This window comes from Nitratidesulfovibrio sp. SRB-5, assembly GCF_019931275.1.
GTDB lineage: Bacteria > Desulfobacterota > Desulfovibrionia > Desulfovibrionales > Desulfovibrionaceae > Cupidesulfovibrio.
Genome location: NZ_JAIOTY010000002.1, coordinates 1,222,219 through 1,248,213, shown reverse-complemented (window position 1 = coordinate 1,248,213; position 25,995 = coordinate 1,222,219). Strand labels below are relative to the sequence as shown.

Below are 25,995 nucleotides of genomic sequence, written 5' to 3'. Positions count from 1 at the left end.
CCCGCCGGGACGCCCCGCGTCCGCCCATCCCGCCGAATCTTCCGCTTTCGCCCGGAACGCAACGACGACGGAACGATGCGCGTGCATCGTCCCGTCGTCGCGTCATGTTCACGGAATGGAAAAAGGATGGTGAGCGCCCGTCGTTTCGACGGTTCCGCTCAATGCCCTACCGGCTCCGCGCCCAGCCCCCCCAGAAAGTCCGCCGCCCGCGCCTCGGACCAGTAGCGGTTGTCGCCGTTCAGGGTCACGAAGCCCACGTGGCCGCCGTCGCGCGGCATTTCCAGATGCAGCGCCGGGTTGCGCGCCGCCTCTGCCTCGGGGAAGCAGCCCTGCGAAAGGAAGGGGTCGTCGCAGGCGTTGACCAGCAGGGTGGGCACCCGGATGGCGTGCAGCACCGACAGGCAGCCGCTGCGCGTCCAGTAGTCCATGGCCGAGGCAAAGCCGTGCAGCGGCGCGGTGAACCGCTCGTCGAACTCCGCAAAGGTGCGCATGGCGTCCAGCCCGGTCAGGTCGAACCGCCCGGGGAACAGGGCAGCCTTTTCGCGCATCTTCACCCGCAGCGAGCGCAGGAAGTATTCCATGTAGATGCGGTTGGCGGGCCGGTCCAGCACGGCCGCCGCGCCCACCAGGTCGCACGGCACGGAAAAGGCCGCCGCGCCCATCACCTCGGGCGGCACGCGGTCGGGGTTCTCGCCCAGATACTTCAGGGTCTGGTTGCCGCCCATGCTGAAGCCCACCAGCGCGATGCGCCGGTAGCCCCGCGCTAGGCAGAACTGCACGGTGGCGTGCAGGTCATTCGTCTCGCCGCTGTGGTACATGTGCGGCTGGCGGTTGGTTTCGCCACCGCAGCCCCGGAAGTTGCGGGCCACCACGTCCCAGCCGTTGGCGGCCAGAGCACTGGCCATGCCCTGCACGTAGCGGCGGCGCGAATTGCCTTCCAGCCCGTGCGAGATGACGACCACGCCCCGGAACGGGGCAAAGGGATCGGCGGAGGTCAGGTCCAGGTCGATGAAGTCGTCGGGCAGATGCAGCCGTTCGCGGCGCTGCTCCACCTCCGGGCGGGGGCGGAACAGCACGGGAAAGATGGTCTGCGCGTGCCCGTTGCGCAGGAAGAACGGCGCGCGGTAGCTGGAGGCGAAGGAGACGGGCATGGGCGGCGATCCTTGGAGCTTCGGGGGAGCTTTCGGGGGAATTTCGAGGGGGAATCTTTGCGCGGAAAGGGCGCGTGAAGCCTGCTGGCGGTCGAATTGGCGGCACCCGCACGGACGCGGAGCGCGACCATACGGCACCCGGCCACGGCTGTCGATGGGCGGCTGCGCACCAGTGCGAAGGGCGAATACGGTGATCCTGACGACAGGCCGACAGGGCGGATAGCCGGACCGGACCGGGCGGACTTGCCCGAATGGGCGGACTTGCCCGAATGGGCGGACTTGCCCGAATGGCCGAATTGGCAGACTGAGGGGGCAACAGGGTACACGCATCATCCCCTGCCACGCGGGGTGACAAGCGGCGCGGCCTCGGGTAGGAGTGCCGCCACGGGCGCATTCCGCGCCATCTCCCAACCTTCTGGCGGCGCCGGGCGCATCCCGGCACACCACACCACGTGACCCGCACCGATACCGACGTGCTGATTCTGGGGGCCGGAGCCTCCGGCCTGTTCTGCGCCATGACCGCCGCCGCGCGGGGCCGCCGCGTGACGCTGGTGGACCACGCCCGCGCCACCGGACGCAAGGTGCGCATCGCCGGGGGCGGCAAGTGCAACTTCACCAACCTGGAAATGCACGCCCGGCACTACGTGGGCGGCAACCCCCACTTCCCCAAGTCCGCCCTGGCCCGGTTCACCCCGTGGGACATGGTCAGCCTGGTTTCCGAAAACGCCATCGCCTGGGAAGAACGCGAACACGGGCAACTGTTCTGCCTGCGCTCCGCCGACGACGTGGCCGACCTGCTGGAACAGCGTTGCCGCGCATCGGGCTGCCGCTTTCTGCTGGGCCAGCGCGTGGAAGGGGTGGAGCACGACGGTGACGCCTTCGTGGTGACCATCGCCCCGGCGCAGGCCGCTGCCGCCGATGGAAACGCCGACACGCAAGGCGGCACGCCCGGAAGCGCGAACGGCGGCACGCCTGACGCCCCCGGCAAGACCACCCGGCTGCGCGCCGCATCGCTGGTGGTGGCCACGGGCAGCGCGGCCTGGCCGCAGATAGGGGCCACGGACATGGGCCATCGCCTCGCCCGCCAGTTCGGCCACGCGGTGGCGCCGCCGCGCCCGGTGCTGGTGCCACTGGTCATGGCCCCGCAGTGGCCGCTGCACGGCCTTGCGGGCATTGCCCTGCCCGCCCGCGTGACCACGGCAGGGGCGGCGTTCACCCTGCCCCTGCTGTTCACCCACCGGGGCATCAGCGGCCCGGCGACCTTGCAGGCCTCCTGCCACTGGCAGCCCGGCCAGCCGGTGGAGATAGACTTCCTGCCCGGCGAAAGCCTGGACGAACGGCTGCGCGCCCCGGAACACGGCAAACTGCTGGTGCGCACCCTGCTCGGTCGCCTGCTGCCCGACCGGCTGGCGGAACGGCTGGTGGGGCCCGATCTGGCCGGACGCAAGATCGCGGAACTGTCCAGGGCCGCCCGCGCCGACCTGCACCAGGCCGTGCACGCCCACTCCGCCGTGCCCACGGGCACCGAGGGCATGCGCAAGGCGGAAGCGGCGGCTGGCGGCGTGCGCGTTGACCAGATTTCCTCGCGCAGCATGGAAAGCGCGTTGCGCCCCGGCCTGTTCTTCACCGGAGAGGTGCTGGACGTCACCGGGCAGCTTGGCGGCTACAACCTGCACTGGGCGTGGGCCAGCGGCAAGGCTGCGGGCGAGGTTGCGTAGCCCCCGCCGCCGCCCCTGCGCCCTCCCCCTTGCGCGGCATTTGCACGATTTTCCCCCCTGTGCCCTTGCCTGCGGGGCATCCGCGTCCTAACATCATGGAATGACACGTGCGCGGTCCGATGACGAAGACCGGACATGACACGCGCCCCCACTCCACAGGCCCTTCCGGTGGCCACCACACACGCCCGGCCCGCCCGGCCCACCTGGCGCAGCGCGCCCACGCACACCACACACCCCCATGGACGACACAGGCACATCCGGCTCCATCTACTTCGAGGCAGGCGTCATTCTCCTGCTCATCCTGATCAACGGGTTCTTTTCGCTGGCGGAAATGTCGCTGGTGGCCTCGCGCAAGGTGCGACTGCGCCAGGACGCGGAACGCGGCGTCAAGGGCGCGGCCACGGCCCTGCGCCTGCTGCGCGAGCCCGACAGGCTGTTCTCCACAGTGCAGATCGGCATCACCCTGGTGGGCATCCTTACCGGTGCCTACGGCGGCGCCGCGCTGGCCGAGCACCTTTCCGCCGCGCTGGCCCGCGTGGACGTGCTGCGCCCCTACAGCGGCCCGCTGGGCTTCGGCCTGGTGATCCTGCTCATCACCTATTTCACCCTGATTCTTGGCGAACTGGTGCCCAAGCGCATGGCCTTCGGCAACCCGGAGGCCTGCGCCCGCCGCACCGCGCCGGTCATGGCGCTAATGCTGCGCCTGGCCCTGCCGCTGGTGCACCTGCTCAGCGCCTCGTCGCGCGCGGCCTCGCGCCTGCTGCGCCTGCCCGAGGGCGGCGACAGGGCCGTGACGGAAGAGGACATCCGGGGGCTCATCGGCGAAGGCGCGGCATCCGGCGTGGTGGAACACGCCGAGCGCGACATGCTGGAACGCATCTTCCGGCTGGGAGACCGGCGGGCGGGGTCGCTGATGACCCACCGCTCGCAGGTGGAATGGCTGGACCTGGACATGCCCGACGCGGAGAACATGCAGCGCATCGCGCAGTCGTCCCATTCCTGCTTTCCCGTGGCGCGGGGCGACATCGCCGCCGCCACAGGGGTGCTGAAGGCGCGCGACTTCCTGGCCGCGCGGCTGGTCACCCCGGACATTCCCGTGGACGGCTTCATCCGGCAGCCCCTGTACATCCCCGAAACGGCCCGCGCCCTGACCCTGCTGGACCTGTTCCGCCACTCCGAAGGCCTGCCCTTCGCCCTTGTAGTGGACGAATACGGCGAGGTGCAGGGGGTGGTCACCCCCAACGACGTGCTGGAAGCCGTGGTGGGCGAACTGCCCGACGAAGGCGGCGCCCCAGACCCGGCGGCGGTGCGCCGCGAGGACGGCAGCTGGCTGCTGGACGGGTTGCTGCCCTTCGACGAGATGTGCTCGCTGGCGGGGCTGGGCGCTGCGGAGGATCCCGACGACCGGCCCGGCTCCTACGAAACCCTGGCCGGGTTCATGCTGCACCGGCTGGGGCGCATGCCCGCCATGGGCGATGCCCTGCGCTGGCGCGGCCACCGCTTCGAGATCGTGGACATGGATGGCCGCCGCATCGACCGCGTGCTGGTAATCCCCGATCCGGAACGCGCCGACGACGTGGGCGACGACGCGCCGTAGCGACCCGTTGCCCGCAGCGCGGGCGGTCCACGCCGCCGGGTGGGGGCCCGTGCGGCTTCCTTCACTTCCCGCGCGCCACCAGCCCTTGCCAGCGCGGGAGCAGGCATTACAGACTGTCCATGCGCGGGAGAAACGCCCGCGCGGGGAGACACCATGGCCACCGGCTGGGCGGGCGACAACGCCGTCAACGATCAGATACGCGACTCCATCGCCGACGAGGTGCAGCGGGCACGCGACAGCCTGCCCAAGGGACCGGGTCTGGACTTTTGCGAGGAATGCGGCGACCCCATTCCGGAAGCCCGGCGTAAGGCCCTGCCCGGTGTGCGCCTGTGCGTGTCCTGCCAGCAAGAGGCCGACCGGGACCGCCAGACGGTCTCGCTGTACAACCGCAAGGGCAGCAAGGACAGCCAGCTGCGCTGACGGCAGTTGCCCTGCCGGGGAACGGAGCACGTCCGGTATCGATGCCGATGCCAAAAGGAAGGGAGGAGCTTTGCGAAGCGCCTCCCTTTGCATTTCCGGCCGATGGCTTTTTGCCCGGTGCCCTGCCCGACCCGACTCTGTGCTGACAAGCCCGGCCCTGCCCAGTTCCGTTCAGTCCTGCCCAGTTCCGCCCTATCCCGTCCTGCCTGCTACATCACCAGCACGCGCAGCAGCAGCGCCCCGGCCCACAGGCAGCCCGTCGCCGCCAGCCCGGCCACGCGCAGATGGCGCAGCAGCCCTTGCAGCCGTTCGGCATCCCACGTCGGGGCGGGGCCAGATGCGAGAGCAGGGACGGGAGCAGACGTGGAGGCGGTGCCGCTGGCATCCGCGACAGTGCAACCGGCCACATTCCACGACGGGCGCGGCCCCAGCACCGGCTTGTCCTTCACCACCCCAAAATAGGGAGTAGGCCCGCCCATGGGCGCGCCATGCAGCCACGCGGCGGCGCTCATGGGCCACCCCGCGTTGGGCGATTCCATGCTGCGGGCATCGCGGGCCATGGGGCCGAAGCCCTGCCAGCCCCCGCGCGCCCCGCCCGGTCCCTTATCCGTCAGGACCAGCGGGGCCGACAGCCACAGGAACAGCGCGGACAGCCGCGCGGGCAGCCACGCCAGCACATCGTCCAGCCGGGCGCAGGCCCGGCCAAGGTCGCGCCATCGGTCCGTGCGGTAACCCCACATGGAATCCATGGTGCTCACCGCCTTGTAGCCCCACAGCGCGGCGGGGCCGCCCAGCAGCAACCAGAACAGCGGGGCCACGAAGCCGTCGTTGAAATTCTCTGCCAGCGTTTCCGCCAGCGCGCGGCGCAGGTCCGGGCGGTCCAGTTGCGCCGTGTCGCGGCTGACCAGCATGGATACCGCCGCGCGGGCCTCGTCCAGCGTCCCGTGCTCGATGGCGTGCAAGGTGCACCGCCCCTCGCGCAGCAGGCTGCCCAAGGCCAGCCCGGCCCAGGCGAAATACACGGCCGCGAGCGCGCCCGGCCACGGGGCCAGCACGGGCAGGCGCACCAGCCCCCACACGGCAAGCGCAACGCCCCCCGCCACGACCATGACGGCAAGCACGCCCGCCCGGCGCAGCGCGGCGGGGCGTTCCCCTTCCGGCAGGCCATCGGCATGGCGGCGGGCCATGACCTCCGCCCGGCGCAGCATGCGGCCCACCCCGCACACCGGGTGCGGCAGGCCGCGCGGGTCGCCCAGCCACAGGTCCAGCAGCAGGGCCAGCGGCGGCACGGCCAGCAGGCCCCACGCCCCCCACGCGCCCCACAGGAAATCCATCAGCGGCCTTCCAGCGCCCCGGTGTGCGCCAGCGCCTGGTACAGCACGATGCCCGTGGCCGTGGACAGGTTAAGGCTGCGCACCTCGCCCCAGATGGGGATGCGCACGTGATGCGGCGTGGCGTCCAGCACCTCTGCGGGCAGGCCGGTGGTCTCCGGCCCGAACACCAGGGCATCGCGCTCCGTGAAGTCGAAACGGTGGACCGCCGCGCCCGCGCGGGCGCTGGTCATGACCAGGCGGCGTTCGCGCCCCGGCCCGTCAAGGTAGGCCTGCCAGTCCGGCCACACGGAAAGGTTCACGTGCGGCCAGTAGTCCAGCCCGGCCCGCTTCAGGTAGCGGTCATCCAGGCTGAAGCCCAGCGGCTCGATGAGGTGCAGCTGGGTGCGCGTGGCCGCGCACAGCCGCGCCACGTTGCCCGTGTTGGGCGGAATTTCCGGATGGTACAAAACGATGTGCATGTAACGCCTTGTATGTTGAAAAGACCATACCGGGGGAAGGAACCTTTTGGAAAAGGTTCCTTCCCCCGGACCCCCATCCTCCCAAACTTTTCAAAGGGTGGGGGGAGTAAAATTGGCCACGCTCAGCTAGTTATCAATTTTGCTGCATAACGCCTACATTGCCATCAGAGTCCAGCATCTTTGCCCCGGTAACTCCCTCAACATCCGGCAACTCGGGCACGCCAAGCCCGCTGCCGCCCAGCGTGGCATCGCCCGCGCGCAGCAGCCCCTTCAGCCGGGTGACGCGCTGGTACGACTGGCGGATGCGGTCTTCGGAAATGCGGCCCGACTGCACGAGGCCGGTCAGCGTTGCATGCACCCGCGCGGTCAGGTCCGGCTGCCAGCGCAGGTTGTTGCCGAACAGCAGGATGTCCGCCCCTGCGTCCACCGCGCGGAACACCACCTCTTCCAGCGGGTAGCGATCGGTGATGGCGCCCATCTGCAAGTCGTCCGTGATGACCACGCCCCGCCACCCCATGTCGCGGCGCAGCAGCCCGTCGATGGTCGCCCGCGACAGGGTGGCCGGGTGCGCTGCGTCCAGCCGGTTGTCGTACAGGTGGCCCACCATGACCATGCCGCCCCAGCCGCCGGCCCAGGCGTTGCCCGCCGGGCGCAGCAGGGCGCGGTAGGGCCACAGTTCCTCGGGCCTGCGGGTGGCGGACACGTCGGTGACGCCCAGATGCGAATCGGCCCGGGCGCTGCCGTGGCCGGGAAAATGCTTGAGGCACGACACCACGCCCGCCTGGGCCATGCCGTTGATGAACGCCGCAGCGTGGGCCGCCACAACGCGCGGGTCGCTCCCGTAGGCCCGCCCCAGCCTGCCTATGGCCGGGCTGTCCGGGTTCACGTCCACGTCCACCACCGGCGCGAAGTTCAGGTTCACGCCCACGTCGGCCAGTTCGCGGCCCATGGCCACGGCGCGCAGCCGGGTTTCGCCCGTTGTGCCCTGCCCCAGCTGGCGCGCCGGAGGATACTGGGTGAAGCCGCGCTCCGGCTTCAGCCGCTGCACGCGCCCGCCTTCCTGGTCCACGGCCACGAACAGCGGCAGCCCGGCGGGGGATGCCCCGGCGGCGGCCTGCAATGCGGCGGACAGCGCGCGCACCTGTTTGGGGGAAATGATGTTGCGTTCCGGGCTGCGGGTGGTCACGTCGCGGTCGAACAGGATGACCCCGCCCACGCGCCCGGCGCGAACGTCGTCCAGCACCTCGTTCACGCCGTAGGTTCCGGATGTGGCGGATGTACCGGGCGTGCCCGCTGTGGTGGTTGCGGTGGCCGCAGCGGTCGCGCCTGTTTTTGTCGCGTTGGCAGTACCTGCCTTCTTCGCGCTGGCCGCTGCGGGAAAGAGCGGCTGCATCAGGCCGCCCAGGCCCATCACATCACCCGCGCGTGCGGCAACGGCCTGTGCCTCTGCCCCGCGAAAACCCACCATGAGCATCTGGCCGATCATGTCGGAAAGGGAGGGTTCGCCGTGGCTCCGTGTCCCGCCCTGCACCCGTCCCTGACCCTGGCCTGCCCCGGACGCGGACTTGCCCGCCGCCCCCTTGGGGGCCGCCGGGCCGACCACATTGGCAGGGCCCGACACGCCGGGAACGGACACGCCGGGAACGGACGGCGCCTTGGGGGCGGCCACCTTCGGTGCCGGAACCACCGGCGCCGTGGGGCCGTCAACTGCGGCACTGGCGGCAGCAGTACCCGTGGCGGCCATGGCCCCGGAGGCCACGAGGCCACCGGCAACGTCCATTACACCGGACACACCGGGCATACCGGGCACACCGGGCGCCCTGCCCTCGCAGTTCCCCTGGTTCCCCCCGCCCGGCAGCACGGCGCAGGCCAGCAGGATCGCCCCGGCACACAGCAGCACACGGGCGCGGCGCAGGCATGTCGCCTCCATCGCACCCCTCGAGAATTTCTTCGTCACGCTCCGGCCTCGTCGGCGCAGGGCTTGCAGCCGCAGGTGTTCCTGCCGCCGCTGCCCTGCTCACCCATTATGCCGGGCCGCACCTGGCATTTCACGCGGATGTTGCGGCCCACGGTGCCGTAGTCGCCCACCATGTTGAACGACGAGGCCTCCACCACCTCCACCGCCGCCTCGCCGCCGGTAACGCCAAGGCCCGCAAGGTGTTCCAGCAGGGCGTCGCGCGCGTCCGCCTTGGCCCGTTCCAGGTCGAAGCCCCGACTCGTCTTGCGCTCCACGCCCAGGGTGGGGATGAACAGCACCCCCTTTTCGGTGTCCGCGAACAGTTCCAGTTCCGCCGTGGTGCGGGTCAGCGCCGCGCCGATGGCGTTGGCCACGGCGAAGTCGTCGGGCACCTCCACCCGCTTGCCCAGCGCCGGGGCCAGCAGCGGCTGCATCACCCTTGCCGGGCCGCCCATCAGGTACACGGCGGCGGGCTCCACCGCCCTGCCCTGCAACAGTTCCATGATGGTGTACACCGGGCGGGCGTTGACCTCGTCCACCAGGTCCGTGACGGCGGCGCGGATGCGCGCCACTGCTTCCGCAATGGCGTCGTCGGCCAGCCGTTCCGGGTACAGGTCCCACAGCCCGGCCAGTTCGCGGATGCCCCGCGCGGAGGCGGCAACGTCGCCCACGGCGGCGTGGCCACGGTAGTTCAGCGCGTCGATGAGCGTGGGCCGCGTGCCGCCCAGGGCCATGCTGGCCCCGGCCCGTTCCGGCCCCACGCGCACCGCCCCGGCGGCCACGTGCAGGCGCGAATCGCCGCCCACGCCGATGGACCGCGTCTTCAGCGCGCGCACCAGCGTGGGGTAGCTGCCCACCTCAATGCCGTCCTTCTCGATGACCGGCGATCCGCAGGCGAACACGGCGATGTCCGTGGTGGTGCCGCCGATGTCCAGGATCACGCAGTCTTCGCGGATGTCGCACAGGGCGATGATGCCCATGACGCTGGCCGCCGGGCCGGACAGGATGGATTCCACCGGCAGCTCGCGCGAAACGGCCAGCGGCATGGTGCCGCCGTCGGCCTTCAGGATGTGGATGGGCGCGGTGATGCCGAATTCGCGGGCCGACTGCTCTATGGCGTCGGCAAAGCGGTTGTACACCCGCCACACCGCCGAATTGTAGTAGGCCGTGGCCACCCGGCGCGGAAAGTTCAGCTGGCCCGACAGGCGATGCCCCAGCGAGACGAAGTCGCCGCAGCCGCAGCTTGCGGGACTGCCGCCGCTACGCGCGCCCAGGGCCTCGCCCATGGCCGTCTCGTGCGCGGGGTTGCGGGTGGAGAACTTGCCCACCGCCGCGAACAGGCGCACGCCCGCGTCGCAACAGGCGGTGGACACCCGCGCCATCTCCGCCGGGTCGAGGGGGGCAATCTCCTCGCCACGGTGGTCGATGGACCCGCCCACCGGAAAGTAGAACCGCCCCACGCGGAAGTGTTCCGGGTCGATGCCCGGCCCGGCGGACACCACCACCGCCACGTCCTCGGTCTTGCCTTCCACGATGGCGTTGGTGGACAGCGTGGTGCTGAGGTTCATGCGGGTGATGCGCCCCGGCTCCACCCCCCCATGGGGCTTCAGCAGGCCCTGCATGGCCGCGCGCACCGAGGCCAGCAGGTCGTGGTGGTCTGTGGGCACCTTGGCGCTGGCCGCCATGGTGCGGCCATCCATGACCACGGCATCGGTATGCGTGCCGCCGACGTCGATTCCCAGGTACATGGCTCAGTCCTTTCCGTCGCAGAGGGTGCAGGCAAGGCGCAGCGCGGCGGCAAAGCTGCCGGTGTCCGCCGTGCCGGTTCCGGCGATGTCGAAGCCCGTGCCGTGGTCCACCGAGGTGCGCACGAAGGGCAACCCCAGGGTCACGTTCACGGCGTCGGAAAAATGCAGCATCTTCAGGGGTGCCAGCCCCTGGTCGTGGTACATGGCCAACACGGCGGCGTAGGCGCCGCGCGCCGCCTTGACGAACAGCGTGTCGGCGGGCAGCGGCCCGATGACGTCCAGCCCCTCGGCCACCGCGTCGGCCACCGCCGGGGCGATGGTATCGATTTCCTCGCTGCCGATGCGGCCAGATTCCCCGGCGTGGGGGTTCAGCCCGCACACCGCCACCGAGCCGTCAGCCCCGATGGCCCGCGCGTGGGCCGCCGTCAGGCGCAGGCAGTGCAGCACCCGCTGCCGGGTGATCAGGCCGGGCACATCGCGCAGCGGCGGGTGGGTGGTCACCAGGCTGACGCGCAGCACGTCGCCGCCAAGGTGCATGCACACCTCGTCGTCGCCAAGGCCAGCGCGCCGGGCAAGGTATTCGGTATGGCCGGGCACGTCATAGCCGGCGGCGTGCAGCATAGCCTTGTGCAGCGGCAGGGTGACCAGTCCGCGGGGTCCGCGCTGAAGGGGCGGGCCGCCGGGAGAGGGCACGCCGGCAGGCGCAGGAGCCAGCAGCAGGTCGCAGGCCGTGGCAAGGGCCACGCCAGCCGCCCTGCCGCCGTCCGGGGTGGCCTGGCCCACCTGCACGCGGATGTCGGCAAGCCCCGGCGGCTCGTACAGGTACACGCCGGGGGAGGCTGACTCGCCAGACGGGGCCAGCACCCGCGCCGGGTCGTCCACCCGTGTCCAGAAGGGGGTGCCCCCCGCGAACGAAAGATGCGCCCGCAGAGAGGCTTCCGCTCCCAACAGCAGCAAGACGCGGTCTGCCAGATAGGGAGGCAGGTGGCCGGGCAGATGGCCGGACAGCAGGCGGCACGCCAGTTCCGGCCCGAGGCCGTTGGCGTCGCCAAGGGTTATCAGCAACGGTTCCGCACGCATGCCGCACAGGCTATGCGCATTCGCGCGGGCTGTCCATATGCGTATGGCCGGGGCCGCCCGCTGGCCTGATGGCGGACCGGGCAGTGCCGGGGATGGGCGGGCGACCGCATGTGAAAGACGGCAGCGGACCATGGCCCGCCGCCGTCATGCATGCGTGTTTCCCCTTGAAGGCGCTCCGGTGTCAGCGCCGCAATTCCACATCCGCGTGGATGCCGCCCCCCGGCAGGGCGTAGGCATGGGCGATGTGCTCGGTGTTGCAATGCACGCCGTAGCGGCCTTGCCTGTCCAGCATGATAAGCCCGGCGTGGCCCGCCACCCGGCGGTGCAGCAGTTCGATGGCCCTGCGCGCGGCATCGGCGGGGGATGCTCCGCCATCGCGCAGGAAATCGCAGGCGGAGCGGGTCATCAGCACCCGGATGATGCCTTCGCCGAAGCCGGTGGCCGAAGCCCCGCCGGTTTCGTTGTCCGCGTAGGTGCCCGCGCCGCACAAGGGGGAATCGCCCACCCGGCCGGGGCGCTTCATGGGCGTGCCGCCGGTGGAGGTGGCGGCGGCGATGTTGCCCGCCGCATCCAGCGCCACGGCGCCCACGGTGCCCCTGGGCATGTCCGGTTCCGGGCAACGGCACGCCGCGCCGTTCGCGGCAGGGGCTTCCGTCGCCGCGCCATTCGCCCCGGCCTGGGGCCGGAAGGCGTCATGGGTGGAAAAGCCCGCGCGGGCGCGCAGTTCGTTGTACAGGCGCACCTCCCGCTCCACCACCAGTTCGGCGGGGTCGATGGCACCAATGCCCGCCTCGCGCGCGAAGCGTTCCGCCCCCTCGCCCACCAGGAAGCAGAATTCGGTGTCCATGACCTTGCGGGCGATGTCCACGGGATGCAGGAAGTTGCGCACCGCCGCCACGGCCCCGAAGTTCAGGGTGGCCCCGTCCATGATGGCGGCGTCCAGTTCGATCCGGCCATCGGCGTTCAGCACGGCCCCGCGCCCCGCGTCGTAGGTGGGGTCGGCCTCCAGCACGTTGACGGCCAGGCGCACGGCCTCCAGCGCGGGCATGCCGCGTCGCAGCTCGCCCCACACGGCGTCCACCGCCGCGCGGCAGCCGTCGACATGGGCCTTGCGCCGGTCGGCGGGGATGGTCCACGCGCCGCCGTGCACGATGATTCTCGGTTCGGTCATGTGTGTCTCTGCGGTTCCGAATGCGCCCGCGCGGCGTGCCTCATGCACTCTGCGAGGACGGGGCGGAATCTACGCAATTGCGGCCCGAAGGTGAAGGGGAAAGGCAGAGGGGGAAAGCGGGAGGGAAGGCAGGCCGCACGGGCATGCGGAGAAACGACATTCTCTTTCATGCCGTGCGGATAACCGCGCCTTCGGCGTAGCGCTCGGGCTACCCGGGCATCAACGCCACCCCTGCCAGCGGCGGCAGGGTGAGCACAAGGTGATGCCCGCCGCCCCACTCGTCGGTACGGGCCTGCAATGCGCCGCCGTTGCCCGCGTTGGAGCCGCCGTAGTATTCGCTGTCGGTGTTCAGCACCTCGCGCCATGTGCCGCCCCTGGGCGCGGGCACCCGGTAGTATTCGCGCACCACCGGGGTGAAGTTGAACACCCACAGCACGGGCGGCGCGCCCTCCCCGTCCGGGCACTGGCGCACGAAGCTGATCACCGAGCCGCCCCAGTCGGAAAAGTCCATCCAGCGAAAGCCCGTCCAGTCGTGGTCGTGCACGTGCATGGCCGGTTCGCGCCGCAGGATGGAGTTCAGGTCGCGCAGCAGGGCGTGGATGCCCCCGTGCGCCGGGAACTGGTACAGGCACCAGTCCAGCGCGCGGCTTTCGTCCCATTCGTTCCACTGGCCGAACTCGCCGCCCATGAACAGCAGCTTCTTTCCCGGATGCGCCCACATGTAGGCGTACAGCGCGCGCAGGCTGGCCTGCTGTTGCCACGCGTCGCCGGGCATCTTGGACAGCAGCGCGCCCTTGCCGTGCACCACCTCGTCGTGCGAGAGCGGCAGCACGAAATTCTCGGTGAAGGCGTACAGCAGCGAAAAGGTCAGCGCGTTGTGGTGGTAGGCGCGGTGCACCGGCTCGTGCCGGAAGTAGTCCAGCGTGTCGTGCATCCAGCCCATGTTCCACTTGAAGGTGAAGCCGAGGCCGCCGGTGTACACCGGGCGCGAAACCCCGGCCCAGGCCGTGGATTCCTCGGCTATGGTCATGGCCCCGGGGAATTGCCCGTGCACCACCACGTTGAGCTGGCGCAGGAATTCCACGGCGTCCAGGTTTTCGCGCCCGCCGTGGTCGTTGGGCAGCCAGTCGCCGTCCTCGCGCGAGTAGTCGAGGTAGAGCATGGAGGCCACGGCATCCATGCGCAGGCCGTCGATGTGGAATTCGCGCAGCCAGTACAGGGCGTTGGCCAGCAGGAAGTTGCGCACCTCGTGCCGACCGTAGTTGAAGATGAAGGTGCCCCAGTCCGGGTGCTCGCCCCGGCGCGGGTCCAGATGCTCGTACAGGGCCGTGCCGTCGAAGCGGCCAAGGCTCCAGTCGTCCTTGGGAAAGTGCGCGGGCACCCAATCGAGAATGACCCCTATGCCCGCCTGATGGCAGCGGTCCACGAAGCGCTTGAAGTCTTCCGGCGTTCCGTGGCGCGACGTGGGGGCATAGTAGTGCCCGGTCTGGTAGCCCCACGACTGGTCCAGCGGGTGTTCCGCCACGGGCAGCAGCTCGATGTGGGTGAAGCCCAGGTTCTGCACGTGCGGGATCAGCCCGTCGCCCAGTTCGTCCCACGACAGGAAGGGATGGCCGCCCACCCCCGTGCCGTCGGTCTTGCGCTGCCACGAGCCCGCGTGCACCTCGTAGATGGACACGGCCTGCCGCAGCGGCGTCCCCGCCTCGGCGCGGCGCTGCATCCAGTCGCCGTCGGCCCACTGGTGATTGTCGATGTCCCAGGCCACTGCCGCCACGCCGGGACGCATTTCGGCGTACAGGGCAAAGGGGTCGGTCTTGTAGACGATGCGCCCGTCGCCCGCCTCCCCGGTGCGGATGCCGAACTTGTACAGCGCGCCCTTGCGCATGCCGGGCACGAAGGCCGCCCACACGCCGGAAACGCCCACCGGGTACAGCGGGTATTCGCCCCAGCGCCAGTCGTTGAAATCGCCCACCAGATACACCTCGCGGGCAGAGGGCGCCCACACGGCCACCCGGTAGCCTTCCGCGCCGTCCTGCGCCACGGGATGCGCGCCGAGCACCCGGTAAAGGTCCCAGTGTTCGCCCTTGCCGAACATGTACAGGTCGAAGGGCTCGATGAAGGCGGGGTAGGTAAGCTGCATGGCGTGTGCGTTCCGTGGCTTGGGGTCGACCGGTTCGGGAAGGGGCGGACGGGTTACGGCAATGGCGGGCCGAGATCAGGAAAAGTCGAACCCCAGTTGCCGGTACAGGTTCACGTAGCTGCGCCCGGCCCGCTCCCACGAAAAGTCCTGGTGCATGGCGCGGGTCATCATGGCGCGCCAGCCTTCGGTGTCGTGCTCCCAGTAGTGCACGGCATCCAGGATGGCTTCGAGGAACAGTTGCGGGTCGCTCCGCCCGAAGGTGAAGCCGGTGGCCTCTGGCGACGGCCACGGCACGATGGTGTCGCGCAGGCCGCCCACGGCGGTGGCCACGGGCGGGGTGCCGTAGCGCAGGGCGTACATCTGGGTCAGGCCGCAGGGTTCGTAGCGCGAGGGCATGAGGAATATGTCGCTGCCCGCCTGGATGCGGTGGGCCAGGTCTTCCGTGTAGCCCACGATGGCGCACAGCCTGCCCCGGTAGGTTTCCATCAGGTCCAGCGCCCGCGCCTCGTGCGCAAGGTTGCCCTCGCCCAGAATGATCACGCCCACGTTGCGCTCCATGAGCCGGGGCACGATGTCCAGCAGCAGGTCTATGCCCTTCTGCCCGCGCAGCCGCCCGATGAAGCCCAGCACGGGCCGGCGGGCCAGTTCCGGCGCAAGGCCCAGTTCGTCCAGCAGGGCCGTCTTGCAGCGCTGCTTGCCCGCAAAGCCCTGCGGATCGACCGCTCCGGAGCCGTCCGGAGGCCCGTAACGGCACGGCAGGAACTTGTCCTGCGCCGGGTTCCAGATGCCATAGTCGGCCCCGTTGAGGATGCCGTGCAGCGCGTGCTGGCGGGCCTGAAGGATGCCCTCCAGCCCGCAGCCGTAGGCAGGGCCCAGGATTTCGCGGGCGTAGCTGGGGCTGACCGTGGTGACCATGTCGGCATAGGCGATGCCCGCCTTCAGCAGGTTGAAGTCGCCCCAGAATTCCACCCCGCTCATGGTCCATGCCTGCGGCGGCAGGCCGCAGCCGGTGAACAGGCGAGAGGCGAACCGCCCCTGAAAGGCCAGGTTGTGGATGGTCATGACGCTGCGCGTGTCGGCCCAGAACGGGTCGGTCTGCCGCCAGAAGTGCAGGTAGGCGGGCACCAGCCCGCTCTGCCAGTCGTTGGCGTGCAGCACGGCGGGCGGCGTGCCCAGACGGCGCAGCAGCGCCATGGCGGCGCGGCAGAAGAAGATGAACCGCTCGCAGTTGTCGAAATAGTCGCCCTTGTGGTCGTTGTAGTAATAGCGGCGGTCGAAGTACTCGCCACGGTGCACGAAGTACACCTTCATGCCGTGGTAGTCGGCCTCGTAGATGTCGCAGGTGATGGGATCCCACGGGTAGCCCACGTGACAGTCGGAAATGGTCAGGTGGATGCCGTAGTCCGCCGTGCGCAGGCGACCGTAGAACGGCGTGATCACCGATGTGGGCACGCCCATGCGGTGCAGGGCCAGGGGCTGCGCGCCCAGCACGTCGCCAAGTCCCCCGCTCTTGGAGAAGGGATACATTTCCGAGGTGACGAAAACGACCTCACGTCGCATGATCGCGCGTTCCTCCCCTTGCGCGCGCGGCGTACCCGCGCGACGCGTTGCGCGCCATCCGGCGCGTGCGTCCCGATCATGCCGGGGCGTGGGCCCCGGCAAAACCATTGCCCCGCCAGACGGCGCGGCACGTTTGGTCTGCCTGCGCGGGCGGCGCGGGGCTTCTCAGGCCCCGTCCGCCGCGTGCCCTGGGCAACAACCCCGGGCGTGCAGCCAGTCGGCGATGATCTTCGCGTGGTCGAAGGCCATGGGGTGCGGCAGATCGTCCGGCATAAAGAACCGGGCATCCGCCGCGTCGTCACCCGCGACGGGAGCGGCACTGGGGCCCTCCGCCACGGGAGCAGCATCCCCGGTCGCCGGTCCCGCCCCGGCACCGCCGCGCACCCGCGCGGCATAGACCACGCTGAGGGTGTGGTGGCGCGGGTCGCGCCCCGGTTCGGAATACACCCCCACAAGGCCGGTCAGTTCCACGTCCAGTCCGGTTTCCTCGCGGGCCTCGCGCACCGCCGCCGCTTCCGCCGATTCGCCGTAGTCGATGAACCCGCCGGGCAGTGCCCAGCCGGGCGGCTCGTTGCGCCGCCGGATGAGCACAATGCCCCGCCCCGGCTCGTGAATGAGGATGTCGACGGTGGGCGCGGGGTTGCGGTACATGACCACGGAGCCGCCGCAGTGCGGGCAGGGGACGCGATGTTCCATGACGGGCGTGACCGTTCTTGCCGGTTGTGACGAGGTTGACGTGACGGGGTTGCGGGCGGGCTGTCCGCCCCTCCGTCCCGCCGCCGCAGGCCGGAACGGACTGTCCCGGAAGGCGGCGAGGATATGACACCACTTTCCCAGAGTACGCGCAGAGATGAAAAGTGACAAGTTGATAGCCGTGCACAACGGCGCGCTGGGCGACTTCCTGTGCGCCTGGCCCGCCCTGCTGGCGCTGGCGAGGGGGGCGGGTACGCCGGGCACCAGGCCGGACGGCGCCGGGCCAGAACACGCCGTGGCCCAGGGCGGCAAGGGCGGCGATGCCCCGCGCCTGCTGTTCGCAGGCAACATGGAACGCATGCGCTGGCTGGCCCCGCTGGGCTATGCGCCCTGCCCCCCGGACATGCGCAGGGCGCTGGACGGCCTGTACGGCGAGCCGGAAATAGCCGTCTGGCCGCAAGCCCTGGCCGGGGCCACGCTGGCGTGGTTCTGCCTGGACCGCTCCTCGGTGGCCGCCCACCCGCGCGTGCTGCCCCTGCCCTGCCTGTCGTCCGGTGTGGACGGGGGCGGCATGGACGGCGGCGGCACGGGCGGCGGCGGCACGGGCGGCGATGCCACTGGCGCGGAAGCCCCGGCAATGGCCCCCGCTGCGCACCCCGGCAATGCCAGTCATGTCAGCCATGTCAGCCAGATCGGGCAGATCGGGCAGATCGGGCAGATCGGGCAGATCGGGCAGATCGGGCAGATCGGGCAGATCGGGCAGATCGGGCAGATCGGGCAGATCGGGCAGATCGGGCAGATCGGGCCGACTGGTCAAGCCCGGCATGTCACCGAGACGCTCCGCAACCGGCTTGAACATGTGGTTCCGTCCGCCCTGCCCTGGCCGCCCCGCTGGGACGAGAACTGGCACGGCACCTGGCAAACCCTGTTCGGCGGCTGGGACGGCGGGGATTCGCGCACCGTTGTGCTGGTGCCGGGCGCGGGACACCGGGCCAAACAGTGGCCTCCCCGACGGTTTGCCGTCGTGGCCGGTGAACTGCGTCGTGCCGGGTACAATCCGTTGTACGTGCTGGGTCCGGCGGAGTTGGAACGCGGCCTTGATCGGGGCTCCCTGATGCCGGAGGGAGGTGATGTGCCCGTTGTCACCCCCGCCGACCACGACGAGCTGGCGCATTTGCTGCGCAGCGCGCGTCTGGTGATCGGCAACGATTCCGGGCCGCTGCATCTTGCCGCACTGCACGGAGTGCCGGTACTGGCCCTGTTCGGCCCGGCCCCCGCCAGTGCATGGTGCCCGCACGGGGCGGTGGCGCTGGCCAGCCCGCTGGAATGCGCGCCCTGCTCCGCCACCCTGCGCAGGCTTGCCTGCGGCTGGGGACACGGCAACGGCAGCCCCCCCGGGAACACAGGGCGCAACGGCACCACTGACCCCCACGGTCCCTGCCCGTGCATGGCCGCCATCACCGTGCGGACAACACTGACCAACACCCTTGAATTGCTTGGAATATCTTGAAATAAAGACAAATAGGCACGGCAGGCAGGAGGTCCGTGGCGGAAGCACACGACATATCCCCGAAAGGCAGAAACCACGCCAGCACACGACCATGGCGGACGGGGCACAAAAGAAAAACCGGTCCCACACCCCTGTAGGACCGGTTATCTGCAAAGAAAGGAAGGTGATCAGGATATAGCAAGCGGTGTGCCAACTCGTCGAGGCGGTTGAACACAGGCAGCTTCGCCTTCAGACATCTTCGCATCCACATGATTTTTCATGCTTTTGCAAGAAACATCCGCCTGCGAACCGGCACGGACCGTTTGGCCAAACAGTTCAACTTTTTTGCCACCCACTTTCCCGCCGCCGTGCAGCGCCCGTCCCATGCGGTTTTGCGGCCCTTTTGCCGTCACGGCCCCGCAAAAATTTTTTGTACTCCCGGCAGGATTGTCCCCACCCGTTCACTCCAGCGCGTACCCGGCATCGCGCAAGGCCTGCGCCGATACGGCCCCGGCACGCAACACCCGCAGGCGCGGCGCGCCCTCACCAGTACAGCCGCCGGTAGCGCAACAGACGCCATCCAGCACTTCCACCAGCGTGGAGGGCAGTCCGCCGGGTGGTGCGGGGGGCAGGTCCATCACCCCGGCCACCTCGGCCAGCAGTTCCGGATCAAGGTCCACGGCGCGCGTCACGGCTGGGCGCCCACTGATGTTGGCGCTGCTGGCCACCAGCGGCCCACCGGCCCGCAGGCACAATTCGCGGGCCGCGGGATGCGGGGTCAGGCGCACGGCCACGCGCCCCGTACCACCTGTAAGCGGCTCGGGCACGCCGGGCGCCGCGGGCAGCAGGATGGACAGCGGCCCCGGCCAGAACCGCCGGGCCAGCCCTTCCGCCACCGGGCCCATGGGGGCCGCCACCTGCGCCAGTTGGTCCACATGGCCCACGATGACCGGCAGGGCCAGGCGATGGGCGCGGCGCTTCACCCGGTACACCTCGTCCACGGCTCCGGCATGGGTGGCCAGGCACCCCACTCCGAAAAAGGTCTCGGTGGGAAACACCACCACCCGTCCCGCGCGCAACAGCGCGGCGGCATCATCCAGGTCGAGCATGAGGCAATCCGTTGTTGGGTCAGGCATGACAGGAAAAAGCATGGAATCTGGCCGAATGCCCCGCCGCGCCATGCGGCTTGCCGCCCGTGCCGCGCCGGGGTAGACCATGGCCCGAGAAGATACGCATCCGGAGGTTTCGTGAAATCACTGCGCCTGCTGGCGGTGGGCAAGCTGAAGACGCCGTTCTGGCAGCAGGCCGCCGCGCATTACCTGGAACGGCTGCGCCACACCTGGCGCGTGACCGAAACCCTGGTCCGCGACGGCGACGCCGCCCTGCCGCCCGCCAAACGCAACGCCGACGAAGGCGCGCGCCTGCTGGCCGCCCTTGGCCCCGCCGACATCGTGGTATGCATGGACGAACGCGGCAAGGCCCACACCTCGCGCGAGTTCGCCGCGCTGCTGGACCGGCTGACGGAAAACGCCACGGCGGTGCCGTGCTTCGTCATCGGCGGCGCCTACGGCCTGGACGATGCCGTCCTGAAGCGGGCCACCCTGCGCGTCTGCCTTGGCCCCATGACCTTACCCCACGAGATGGCCCGGGTGGTGCTGCTGGAACAGCTGTACCGGGCGGACTGCATCCTGCGCGGTTCCCCGTATCACCACTAGCGGCAGGACACTGTCACAATACTTCGTACACGCGCGTATGCACGTTGTCGAACACCAGCCTGAAATACGGCGTGAAGCGCGGGTCTTCCGGTGACGACAGCAGCAGCTGCACCATCAGCGTGTTGTACATGTCGTCGTCGATGACCAGTTTGTCGCCGGTGGTGCGGTTGAAGATGAAGTGCCGCCCGTTGAACCGGAAGTACATCTGGCGTTGCAGGCCGGTATCGTCGAGCACGTCGATGGATTCCGCGTACACCGGGTCCATGTTCTGCACCAGCACCACGCCGTTTTCCATGCTGAATTGCAGCGGCTTGCTGATGGAGGCTATCTGGTAGCCGCGCCCTTCCTTGGCCAGAAAGTTCCAACGGCCATAGGTTGTTATCCAGAAGCCCAGGCGCAGCATGTCGAAGCTGACCACCAGATACTGCCTGCCCTGCGCCGCCACCAGCGGTTCCTTTCGGGCGGCCAGCTTGCGCATGAGGTCGTCGGCGTCGTGGTTGTTCATGCCCTCGAAGACGTTGCCGGGAATGTTGCCCTTGCTGGCCGCGTACTTGATGAGCTGCCGGGCAAAGCGCGGGTTGTCCGAGGCGTACACGGCGGCGGGCACGAACAGCGAAGGCCCGCCATGGCTCGCTCCGTCGGCGATGGTCGAACGGTGCGCGAAGTGGTGGGTGGAATAGCCCCAGTCCCACCAGTTCCAGATCATGGCTTCTTCCGGCGTGTTGGTGCGCAGGAATTTCAGCGCAGCCGCGTGCCGCCGGTTAAGGATGGGCCCCTGGGTCATGGCCGGGATGACCTCCAGGTACGGCGCGCCCAGCACCACCAGCAGCACGGCGGAAACCAGCAGCCGCCCGGCGGTGCGGTAGAAGTTGTCGCGCAGCACAAGGCCCGCCAGCCAGTGCACCGGCATGCAGATGCCAAGGGCCATCACCGGAGCCCCGAACATGACCATGCGCCCGCCCAGCTTGATGGACAGGAAGGCCAGCACCGCCAGCGGCAGGTGGAACAACGCCGCCGGGCGCGCCACCAGCGCGATGCCGAACCCGGCCAGCCCCGCCAGCGCGGCGGGCATCCACGGGTGGAAGTAGGCCAGCACCTCCGCCACCGAAAGATCCTGCACCTCGATGATGCTCTGGGCCACCGAAGGGTAGACCAGCACGTCGCCGTCGGCCTGGGACACGGCATCGCCCGCCCGCTTGATGTAGCTTTGGGCCGAATTCAGCATGGTCTGGAACACTTCGGCATCGGCCACCAGCCACAGCACCACCAGCCACAGAGCGGCGTGCACCACCCGCCGTTCGGCCAGCGCCCGCAGGAAGGGCCACGGACCGCGCAGCCCCACCGCCAGCAGCACCGCCCCGGCAAAACCCGGCCAGCCGCCCAGCATGGGCAGGGCGTACAGCAGCCCGCCCACCATCAGGTCGGCCCGGCCGCCGCGCCTGCCGAACACCACGGCCAGGCCGGGCACCAGCAGTGCGTAGTAGCGCACCAGGTACGGAAACATGGAATGCCACTCCTGCGACCACCAGCCCAGAAGGCCGCTGCACAGCAGCAGCGCCATCCAGTGGGGGGCAAGGGCATCGTCGACGCCCGATGCGTCATCAGTCGTGCCAGCAGTCGCGCCAGCAGCCCCGTCCGCAGCTGTTCCGGAAGCCGTGGCGGCGCGCTTGCTCCCGCGCCGCAGCCGCCGGTACAGGGCCACGGCCATCTCCGGCAGGGTGCGCAGGCGCGGGGCCAGCCACAGGCCCGGCCCAAGCGCGGCCATCAGGGCGAACAGCAGGGTCACCAGATCGGTATCGCAGTAGCCCAGCAGGGTGCGGGCCAGAAAGCCGGGCGCCAGCGACGCCAGCACCCCGGCGCACAGCCCCGCCTCCATGCCGCCCAGCGCGGCGGCCCAGGCAAACACCGCCACCGCCAGCAGGCTGCCCATGACCGGCGGCAGCCAGAAGCCCACCCCTCCGGAGGTGGACCCGGTGAGCAGGGCCACATAGCGCACCAGTTCGGACATGGGGTGCCCCGCACCGAACTCGAAGCCGTCGGCCCCCGCAGTCCAGTGATAGGCGTCGTGCGTGGCCAGCAGGTATTCGCCGTCCAACTGGTATTCCGGGGTCTGCCAGGCCGGGTATTCCAGCATGCGCATGGCAAAGGCCACGCCAAAGGCCAGCAGGGCCAGCAGCACGGCGCGTCCGCCCGGTGAACACAGCGCCACGGCGGCGGCGCGCAGCCCAGCTTGCGGGGTTCGCGGGGACCGCCCCACCGGGGGACGCTGCCCGCCGTCCGGCAGGGTATGGGATTCGCCGTTGCCCCCGGCTTCCGGGTGCCCGGCGCTGGAGGAGGCAAGGGGAGATGTTTCGGGCGTGTGCACGCTCATGGCTTCCTGCCGTGAAAAAGGGTTGCGGCCAATGGACCGCGCAGGGGGGATATACGCGAAACGGTGGCGCATCGCCAGCGGGCCGGGGCGCCCGCGTGAAAACCGGTGCCACCCGAACGCGGCAACGTCATGGCCGAACAGGTAAACCCGGGCCGAACAGGTAAACCCGGGCCGGACAGGAAACTGACCTGACGGGTAAACCTGACCGAACGGGCAAGCCTGACCGAACGGGCACGCCGGGGCTGCGTCCGACAATGAGGTGACAGGGGGGCGACACAGGGTGCGAGCAACCGCTTCACCTGCGCCGCGAAATACGTTAGAGCACTGCGCGAACCAAACAGCCGCGCGGGCAACAACCCGCCCGAACCGCCAGGTCCATGCGCACGGGCACGCCGCCGGACGCCCATGCGCCGGACCGCGCGCCGCCACCACACTGCACCGCCGGGTCAGCCCCGTCGGCCCATGGAGACGCCGCCATGCTGAACATGAAGTATCTCGACGAAATCGAGGAATACCTGTCGTCGGAACGCCTGGATGACGAATTCGAATATTCGCCCGAAGAACGGCGGCACGAAATCCTCGAATTCCTCGAACGCCTCATGGACGTGGCGGACAAGGCCGACGCCGCCGCCACCCGGCTGATCTTCCGCAAGTCGCAGCTGGGTGCGCTGATGGGCACCCCGCCCGAAAAATAGCCCGTCCGCCATTCCCCGCCGGGGGCACGCGCAGGCCATTGCGCGAACGCACCGCCCGGGCAATGGCAGCGTGCAGGCAGCCGCCGCACCTTCCGGGTTCAGCCCAGGGCCACCCGCCCCGGCGTCGGCATCACTCCAAAGCCAGCGCCCACAGATGGCGCGTGGTGAAGGCGGGCTCCGTGCCGCCCTTCCCGGCCGCACCGCCGGTCACGTTCCGCCCGATCCGCCCACTATGGCCGTTGTGCCCGGCCCGTCCGGACATCCCGCCCGCACCGTGCGGCGGCGGGGCCTGCACCCCGTATTCCGCCCGCACAGCCACTCTCCAGCCGGGGGGCAGGCTTGCGGGCGCGCCTTCGTTGGCCAGAAACACCACCATGCCGCCGGGGGCCATGTGGCCGCGCACCAGTTCCAGCACCGCCGGCCAGGGCAGAAAGGCGCGGCTCACCACGCAATCCGCCTTGGGACGCGTGGGCATGAACTCCTCCACCCTACCCCGGAACACCACGGTGCCCGGCAGGGGGTGGCGGGCCAGCACGTTGGACAGGAACAGGGTGCGTTTCTCGCGCGCATCAACAAGATGGTAGATGCCCGCCTGCCATACCGCACGCAGGGGAATGCCCGGCAGCCCGGCCCCCGCGCCCAGATCCCACGTTTCCGGCGCCTCGGGCAGGGGCAGCGTGCGCAGAAAGCGCGCCAGGTGCAGGCTGTCCACGATCAGGGTGCGGAAGGTGGCTTGCCAGGTGTGCGTGCCCACCAGGTTCATGACCCGGTTCCACTTCATCAGCAGTTCCAGATAGCCCGCCAGGGACTTCTGCGCGGCCTCGGGCACGCTGTCGGGACCGAACCCGGCCTCGGCGCACAGCCGGGTCAGCTCTTTTAACGATACGTGGACATCTGCGGGGGGCATGGCGTCTCCTGATGGTGACCCTGTCGGCGCGGCGCGCCGGATGCGGGAGTTGGCGGCCTTGTAGCCGCCCCGGCGCGCGCTGGCAAGCACCGGCAAGAGTCAGGCAATGGACCCGACAGAGGCCGACGTGTTCGACCGGTCCCGACTGGCCCGTCCTGTCCCGACCTGTCCCGACAGGGCCCGACCAGTCCCGACAGGGCCCGCCGGGCGAATGGCGCAATGGCGCAATGGCGCCGGAACGGCGTCGGGCAACTATACGCAACGGGGCAGCTTTCCTGTGCTTCCGCACCCGTCCTCTCCCTCGCGCATTGGGCCGCGCGGGCGAAAACGGCAGCACCACTTGCGTCCGCGCGCGTGTTTGACTATGCAGCGAACGGGCAGCGAACGGGCAACGCGCCCGGCACCGCCGGGCACCGTCCTGAGGGGGACGGCCACCGCGTCCGCCCGCGCACCATACCGCACACCGCATCGCCGGCATGCACCCGGCACCATTCCCACGTCTGGAGCGACACCCAATGAACCGTACCGACATCGCCATCCTTTTCCCCGGCCAGGGCTCGCAGGAACCCGGCATGGGCCGCGACGTGGCCGACGCCATGCCCGAGGCCATGGACCTGTGGAAGAAGGCCGAACGCGCAAGCGGCCTGCCCCTGCGCGAAATCTACTGGGACGGCGGCGACGACAAGGCCATGGCCGATACCCGCAATCTGCAACCCGCGCTGACCGTGGTCAACCTGTCCCTGTGGCTGCGCCTTGCCGGGCGCGTCAGCCCGGCCTGCGCCGCCGGGCACAGCCTGGGTGAATACGCGGCTGCCGCCGCCTCCGGCGCGCTTTCCGTGGACAGCACCCTGGAACTGGTGGCCCTGCGCGGACGCCTGATGGCCGAGGCCGACCCCGACGGCAAGGGGGCCATGGCCGCCGTGCTCAAGCTTTCGCAGGCCGACGTGGACGCCGTGGTGGCGGAGGCCGCCGAAGCCACCGGCCAGATGATCCGCATCGCCAACTACAACACGCCGGGCCAGCTGGTGCTGTCCGGCACGCGCGACGCCATCGCCGATGCCGCCGCCAGGGTAAAGGACCGCAAGGGCCGCGCGCTCGTCCTGCCCGTCAGCGGGGCCTTTCACAGCCCGCTCATGGACGAGGCGGCGAAGGAACTGGCCAAGGCCATGCGCACGGTCACCTGGTCGCGCCCGCGCTTTGCCGTGTACTGCAACGTGACCGGCCAGGCCGTCACCGACGGCGAATCGCTGCACGAGGTCATGACCCGGCAGATGACGTCCTCCGTGCAGTGGATCGCCACCGTGACCAACCAGTGGAACGCCGGAGTGCGCCGCTGGGTGGAATCCGGCCCCAAGGGCGTGCTGACCAAGATGGTGGGCCCCATACTTGCCGCGTCGGGCGTGCCCGCCGCCGAGGAAGGCGGCTGGACGGCGGAGGGCGCGGGCAGCCTGCAACAGGCCGACGCGCTGTCGTTCTAGCTGCGTACCACCGCTCCCCGCTTGCGCGGGTGAACAGGCAGACATTCCACGGGCCGGGTGCGCATGCGCACCCGGCCCCTTGCATGCGCGGCCCCCTTCCCGGTTGCGGCACCCCGGCTGGCCCTGCCTGCATCGCGGCAAACACGCAGCGCGTCACCGCCATGTTCCCCGCCCCGGCGCCGCGTGCACCCCGCCGCTGCCGCGCGTGCCGACGGCTTTGCAGTCGCGCCGTTTTCTGGTACACGACCCACTTCGGACAAGCGCCCCGCCCTTGCGGCTCCGTACCCGCCCACCCGCGCGACAGGCCGCTTGC

Annotated in this window: 20 protein-coding genes; 7 read left to right on the top strand and 13 right to left on the bottom strand. The window is 70.0% G+C overall.

Going from position 1 to position 25,995, the window contains the following annotated elements; all coding sequences use genetic code 11:
• Positions 1-158 precede the first annotated feature (158 nt).
• Entirely contained in the window at positions 159-1,151 is a 993-nt protein-coding gene (locus K6142_RS12555; protein ID WP_190244971.1) for a YheT family hydrolase, read from the bottom strand.
• Positions 1,152-1,603: 452 nt separating this feature from the next.
• Here K6142_RS12555 and K6142_RS12550 point away from each other — a divergent pair, with 452 nt between their 5' ends.
• The 3 genes from K6142_RS12550 to K6142_RS12540 all read left to right on the top strand — a co-directional run bounded on the left by K6142_RS12550 (position 1,604) and on the right by K6142_RS12540 (position 4,886).
• A complete protein-coding gene (locus K6142_RS12550; RefSeq protein ID WP_190244972.1) occupies positions 1,604-2,869 on the top strand; it encodes an NAD(P)/FAD-dependent oxidoreductase in 1,266 nt (421 codons plus the stop codon).
• A 238-nt stretch (positions 2,870-3,107) separates the two neighbouring features.
• Complete coding sequence (locus tag K6142_RS12545) at positions 3,108-4,466, top strand: hemolysin family protein (protein ID WP_190244973.1); 1,359 nt, start codon at positions 3,108-3,110, stop codon at positions 4,464-4,466.
• A 153-nt stretch (positions 4,467-4,619) separates the two neighbouring features.
• A complete protein-coding gene (locus K6142_RS12540) occupies positions 4,620-4,886 on the top strand; it encodes a DksA/TraR family C4-type zinc finger protein (protein ID WP_012611980.1) in 267 nt (88 codons plus the stop codon).
• A 209-nt stretch (positions 4,887-5,095) separates the two neighbouring features.
• Here the strand turns inward: K6142_RS12540 and K6142_RS12535 are convergent, their stop codons facing one another.
• The 9 genes from K6142_RS12535 to K6142_RS12495 all read right to left on the bottom strand — a co-directional run bounded on the left by K6142_RS12535 (position 5,096) and on the right by K6142_RS12495 (position 17,030).
• Positions 5,096-6,220, bottom strand: coding sequence for a CobD/CbiB family cobalamin biosynthesis protein (locus tag K6142_RS12535; RefSeq protein ID WP_223380867.1), 1,125 nt, complete (start codon positions 6,218-6,220; stop codon positions 5,096-5,098).
• A complete protein-coding gene (locus tag K6142_RS12530) occupies positions 6,220-6,678 on the bottom strand; it encodes a tRNA (cytidine(34)-2'-O)-methyltransferase (protein ID WP_190244875.1) in 459 nt (152 codons plus the stop codon). Before K6142_RS12530 ends, K6142_RS12535 begins: the two co-directional genes overlap by 1 nt.
• A gap of 133 nt (positions 6,679-6,811) precedes the next feature.
• Positions 6,812-8,635, bottom strand: a complete 1,824-nt coding sequence (locus K6142_RS12525) for a glycoside hydrolase family 3 protein (protein ID WP_223290347.1) — start codon at positions 8,633-8,635, stop codon at positions 6,812-6,814.
• Positions 8,632-10,383 (bottom strand): hydantoinase/oxoprolinase family protein, encoded by a 1,752-nt coding sequence (locus K6142_RS12520; protein WP_190244874.1) that lies wholly within the window; start codon positions 10,381-10,383, stop codon positions 8,632-8,634. The genes K6142_RS12525 and K6142_RS12520 overlap by 4 nt, the downstream gene beginning before the upstream one ends.
• A 3-nt stretch (positions 10,384-10,386) precedes the next feature.
• Positions 10,387-11,463, bottom strand: a complete 1,077-nt coding sequence (gene pdxA / locus K6142_RS12515; protein WP_190244873.1) for a 4-hydroxythreonine-4-phosphate dehydrogenase PdxA — start codon at positions 11,461-11,463, stop codon at positions 10,387-10,389.
• A 181-nt stretch (positions 11,464-11,644) separates the two neighbouring features.
• The gene (locus K6142_RS12510; RefSeq protein ID WP_190244872.1) at positions 11,645-12,634 is read right to left on the bottom strand and encodes an isoaspartyl peptidase/L-asparaginase family protein; all 990 of its coding nucleotides are present in this window, start codon (positions 12,632-12,634) and stop codon (positions 11,645-11,647) included.
• A 208-nt stretch (positions 12,635-12,842) separates the two neighbouring features.
• Positions 12,843-14,774 (bottom strand): 1,4-alpha-glucan branching protein GlgB, encoded by a 1,932-nt coding sequence (glgB, locus tag K6142_RS12505; RefSeq protein ID WP_190244871.1) that lies wholly within the window; start codon positions 14,772-14,774, stop codon positions 12,843-12,845.
• A 75-nt stretch (positions 14,775-14,849) separates the two neighbouring features.
• Positions 14,850-16,334: a glycogen synthase GlgA gene (glgA, locus tag K6142_RS12500; RefSeq protein ID WP_190244870.1), complete on the bottom strand. Its 1,485-nt coding sequence runs from the start codon at positions 16,332-16,334 to the stop codon at positions 14,850-14,852.
• Positions 16,335-16,499: 165 nt separating this feature from the next.
• A complete protein-coding gene (locus K6142_RS12495) occupies positions 16,500-17,030 on the bottom strand; it encodes an NUDIX domain-containing protein (RefSeq protein WP_190244869.1) in 531 nt (176 codons plus the stop codon).
• A gap of 154 nt (positions 17,031-17,184) precedes the next feature.
• Between K6142_RS12495 and K6142_RS12490 the strand changes: the two genes are divergently transcribed.
• Positions 17,185-18,537: a glycosyltransferase family 9 protein gene (locus K6142_RS12490; protein WP_190244868.1), complete on the top strand. Its 1,353-nt coding sequence runs from the start codon at positions 17,185-17,187 to the stop codon at positions 18,535-18,537.
• 440 nt (positions 18,538-18,977) lie between these two features.
• Here the strand turns inward: K6142_RS12490 and K6142_RS12485 are convergent, their stop codons facing one another.
• Complete coding sequence (locus tag K6142_RS12485; RefSeq protein ID WP_223290346.1) at positions 18,978-19,625, bottom strand: L-threonylcarbamoyladenylate synthase; 648 nt, start codon at positions 19,623-19,625, stop codon at positions 18,978-18,980.
• A gap of 138 nt (positions 19,626-19,763) precedes the next feature.
• Here K6142_RS12485 and K6142_RS12480 point away from each other — a divergent pair, with 138 nt between their 5' ends.
• On the top strand, positions 19,764-20,231 hold the full coding sequence (locus tag K6142_RS12480) for a 23S rRNA (pseudouridine(1915)-N(3))-methyltransferase RlmH (protein ID WP_190244866.1): 468 nt from the start codon (positions 19,764-19,766) through the stop codon (positions 20,229-20,231).
• Positions 20,232-20,244: 13 nt separating this feature from the next.
• Here the strand turns inward: K6142_RS12480 and K6142_RS16585 are convergent, their stop codons facing one another.
• Positions 20,245-22,602: an STT3 domain-containing protein gene (locus tag K6142_RS16585; protein WP_190244865.1), complete on the bottom strand. Its 2,358-nt coding sequence runs from the start codon at positions 22,600-22,602 to the stop codon at positions 20,245-20,247.
• Between the two features lie 476 nt (positions 22,603-23,078).
• Here K6142_RS16585 and K6142_RS12470 point away from each other — a divergent pair, with 476 nt between their 5' ends.
• The gene (locus K6142_RS12470) at positions 23,079-23,297 is read left to right on the top strand and encodes a hypothetical protein (protein ID WP_012611995.1); all 219 of its coding nucleotides are present in this window, start codon (positions 23,079-23,081) and stop codon (positions 23,295-23,297) included.
• Between the two features lie 130 nt (positions 23,298-23,427).
• Here K6142_RS12470 and K6142_RS12465 read toward each other — a convergent pair whose 3' ends face one another.
• Positions 23,428-24,204, bottom strand: a complete 777-nt coding sequence (locus K6142_RS12465; protein WP_190244864.1) for a 16S rRNA (guanine(527)-N(7))-methyltransferase RsmG — start codon at positions 24,202-24,204, stop codon at positions 23,428-23,430.
• 515 nt (positions 24,205-24,719) lie between these two features.
• On the opposite strand from K6142_RS12465, the gene K6142_RS12460 reads away from it, so the two are divergent.
• Positions 24,720-25,682, top strand: a complete 963-nt coding sequence (locus K6142_RS12460) for an ACP S-malonyltransferase (protein ID WP_190244863.1) — start codon at positions 24,720-24,722, stop codon at positions 25,680-25,682.
• Positions 25,683-25,995: the final 313 nt, after the last annotated feature.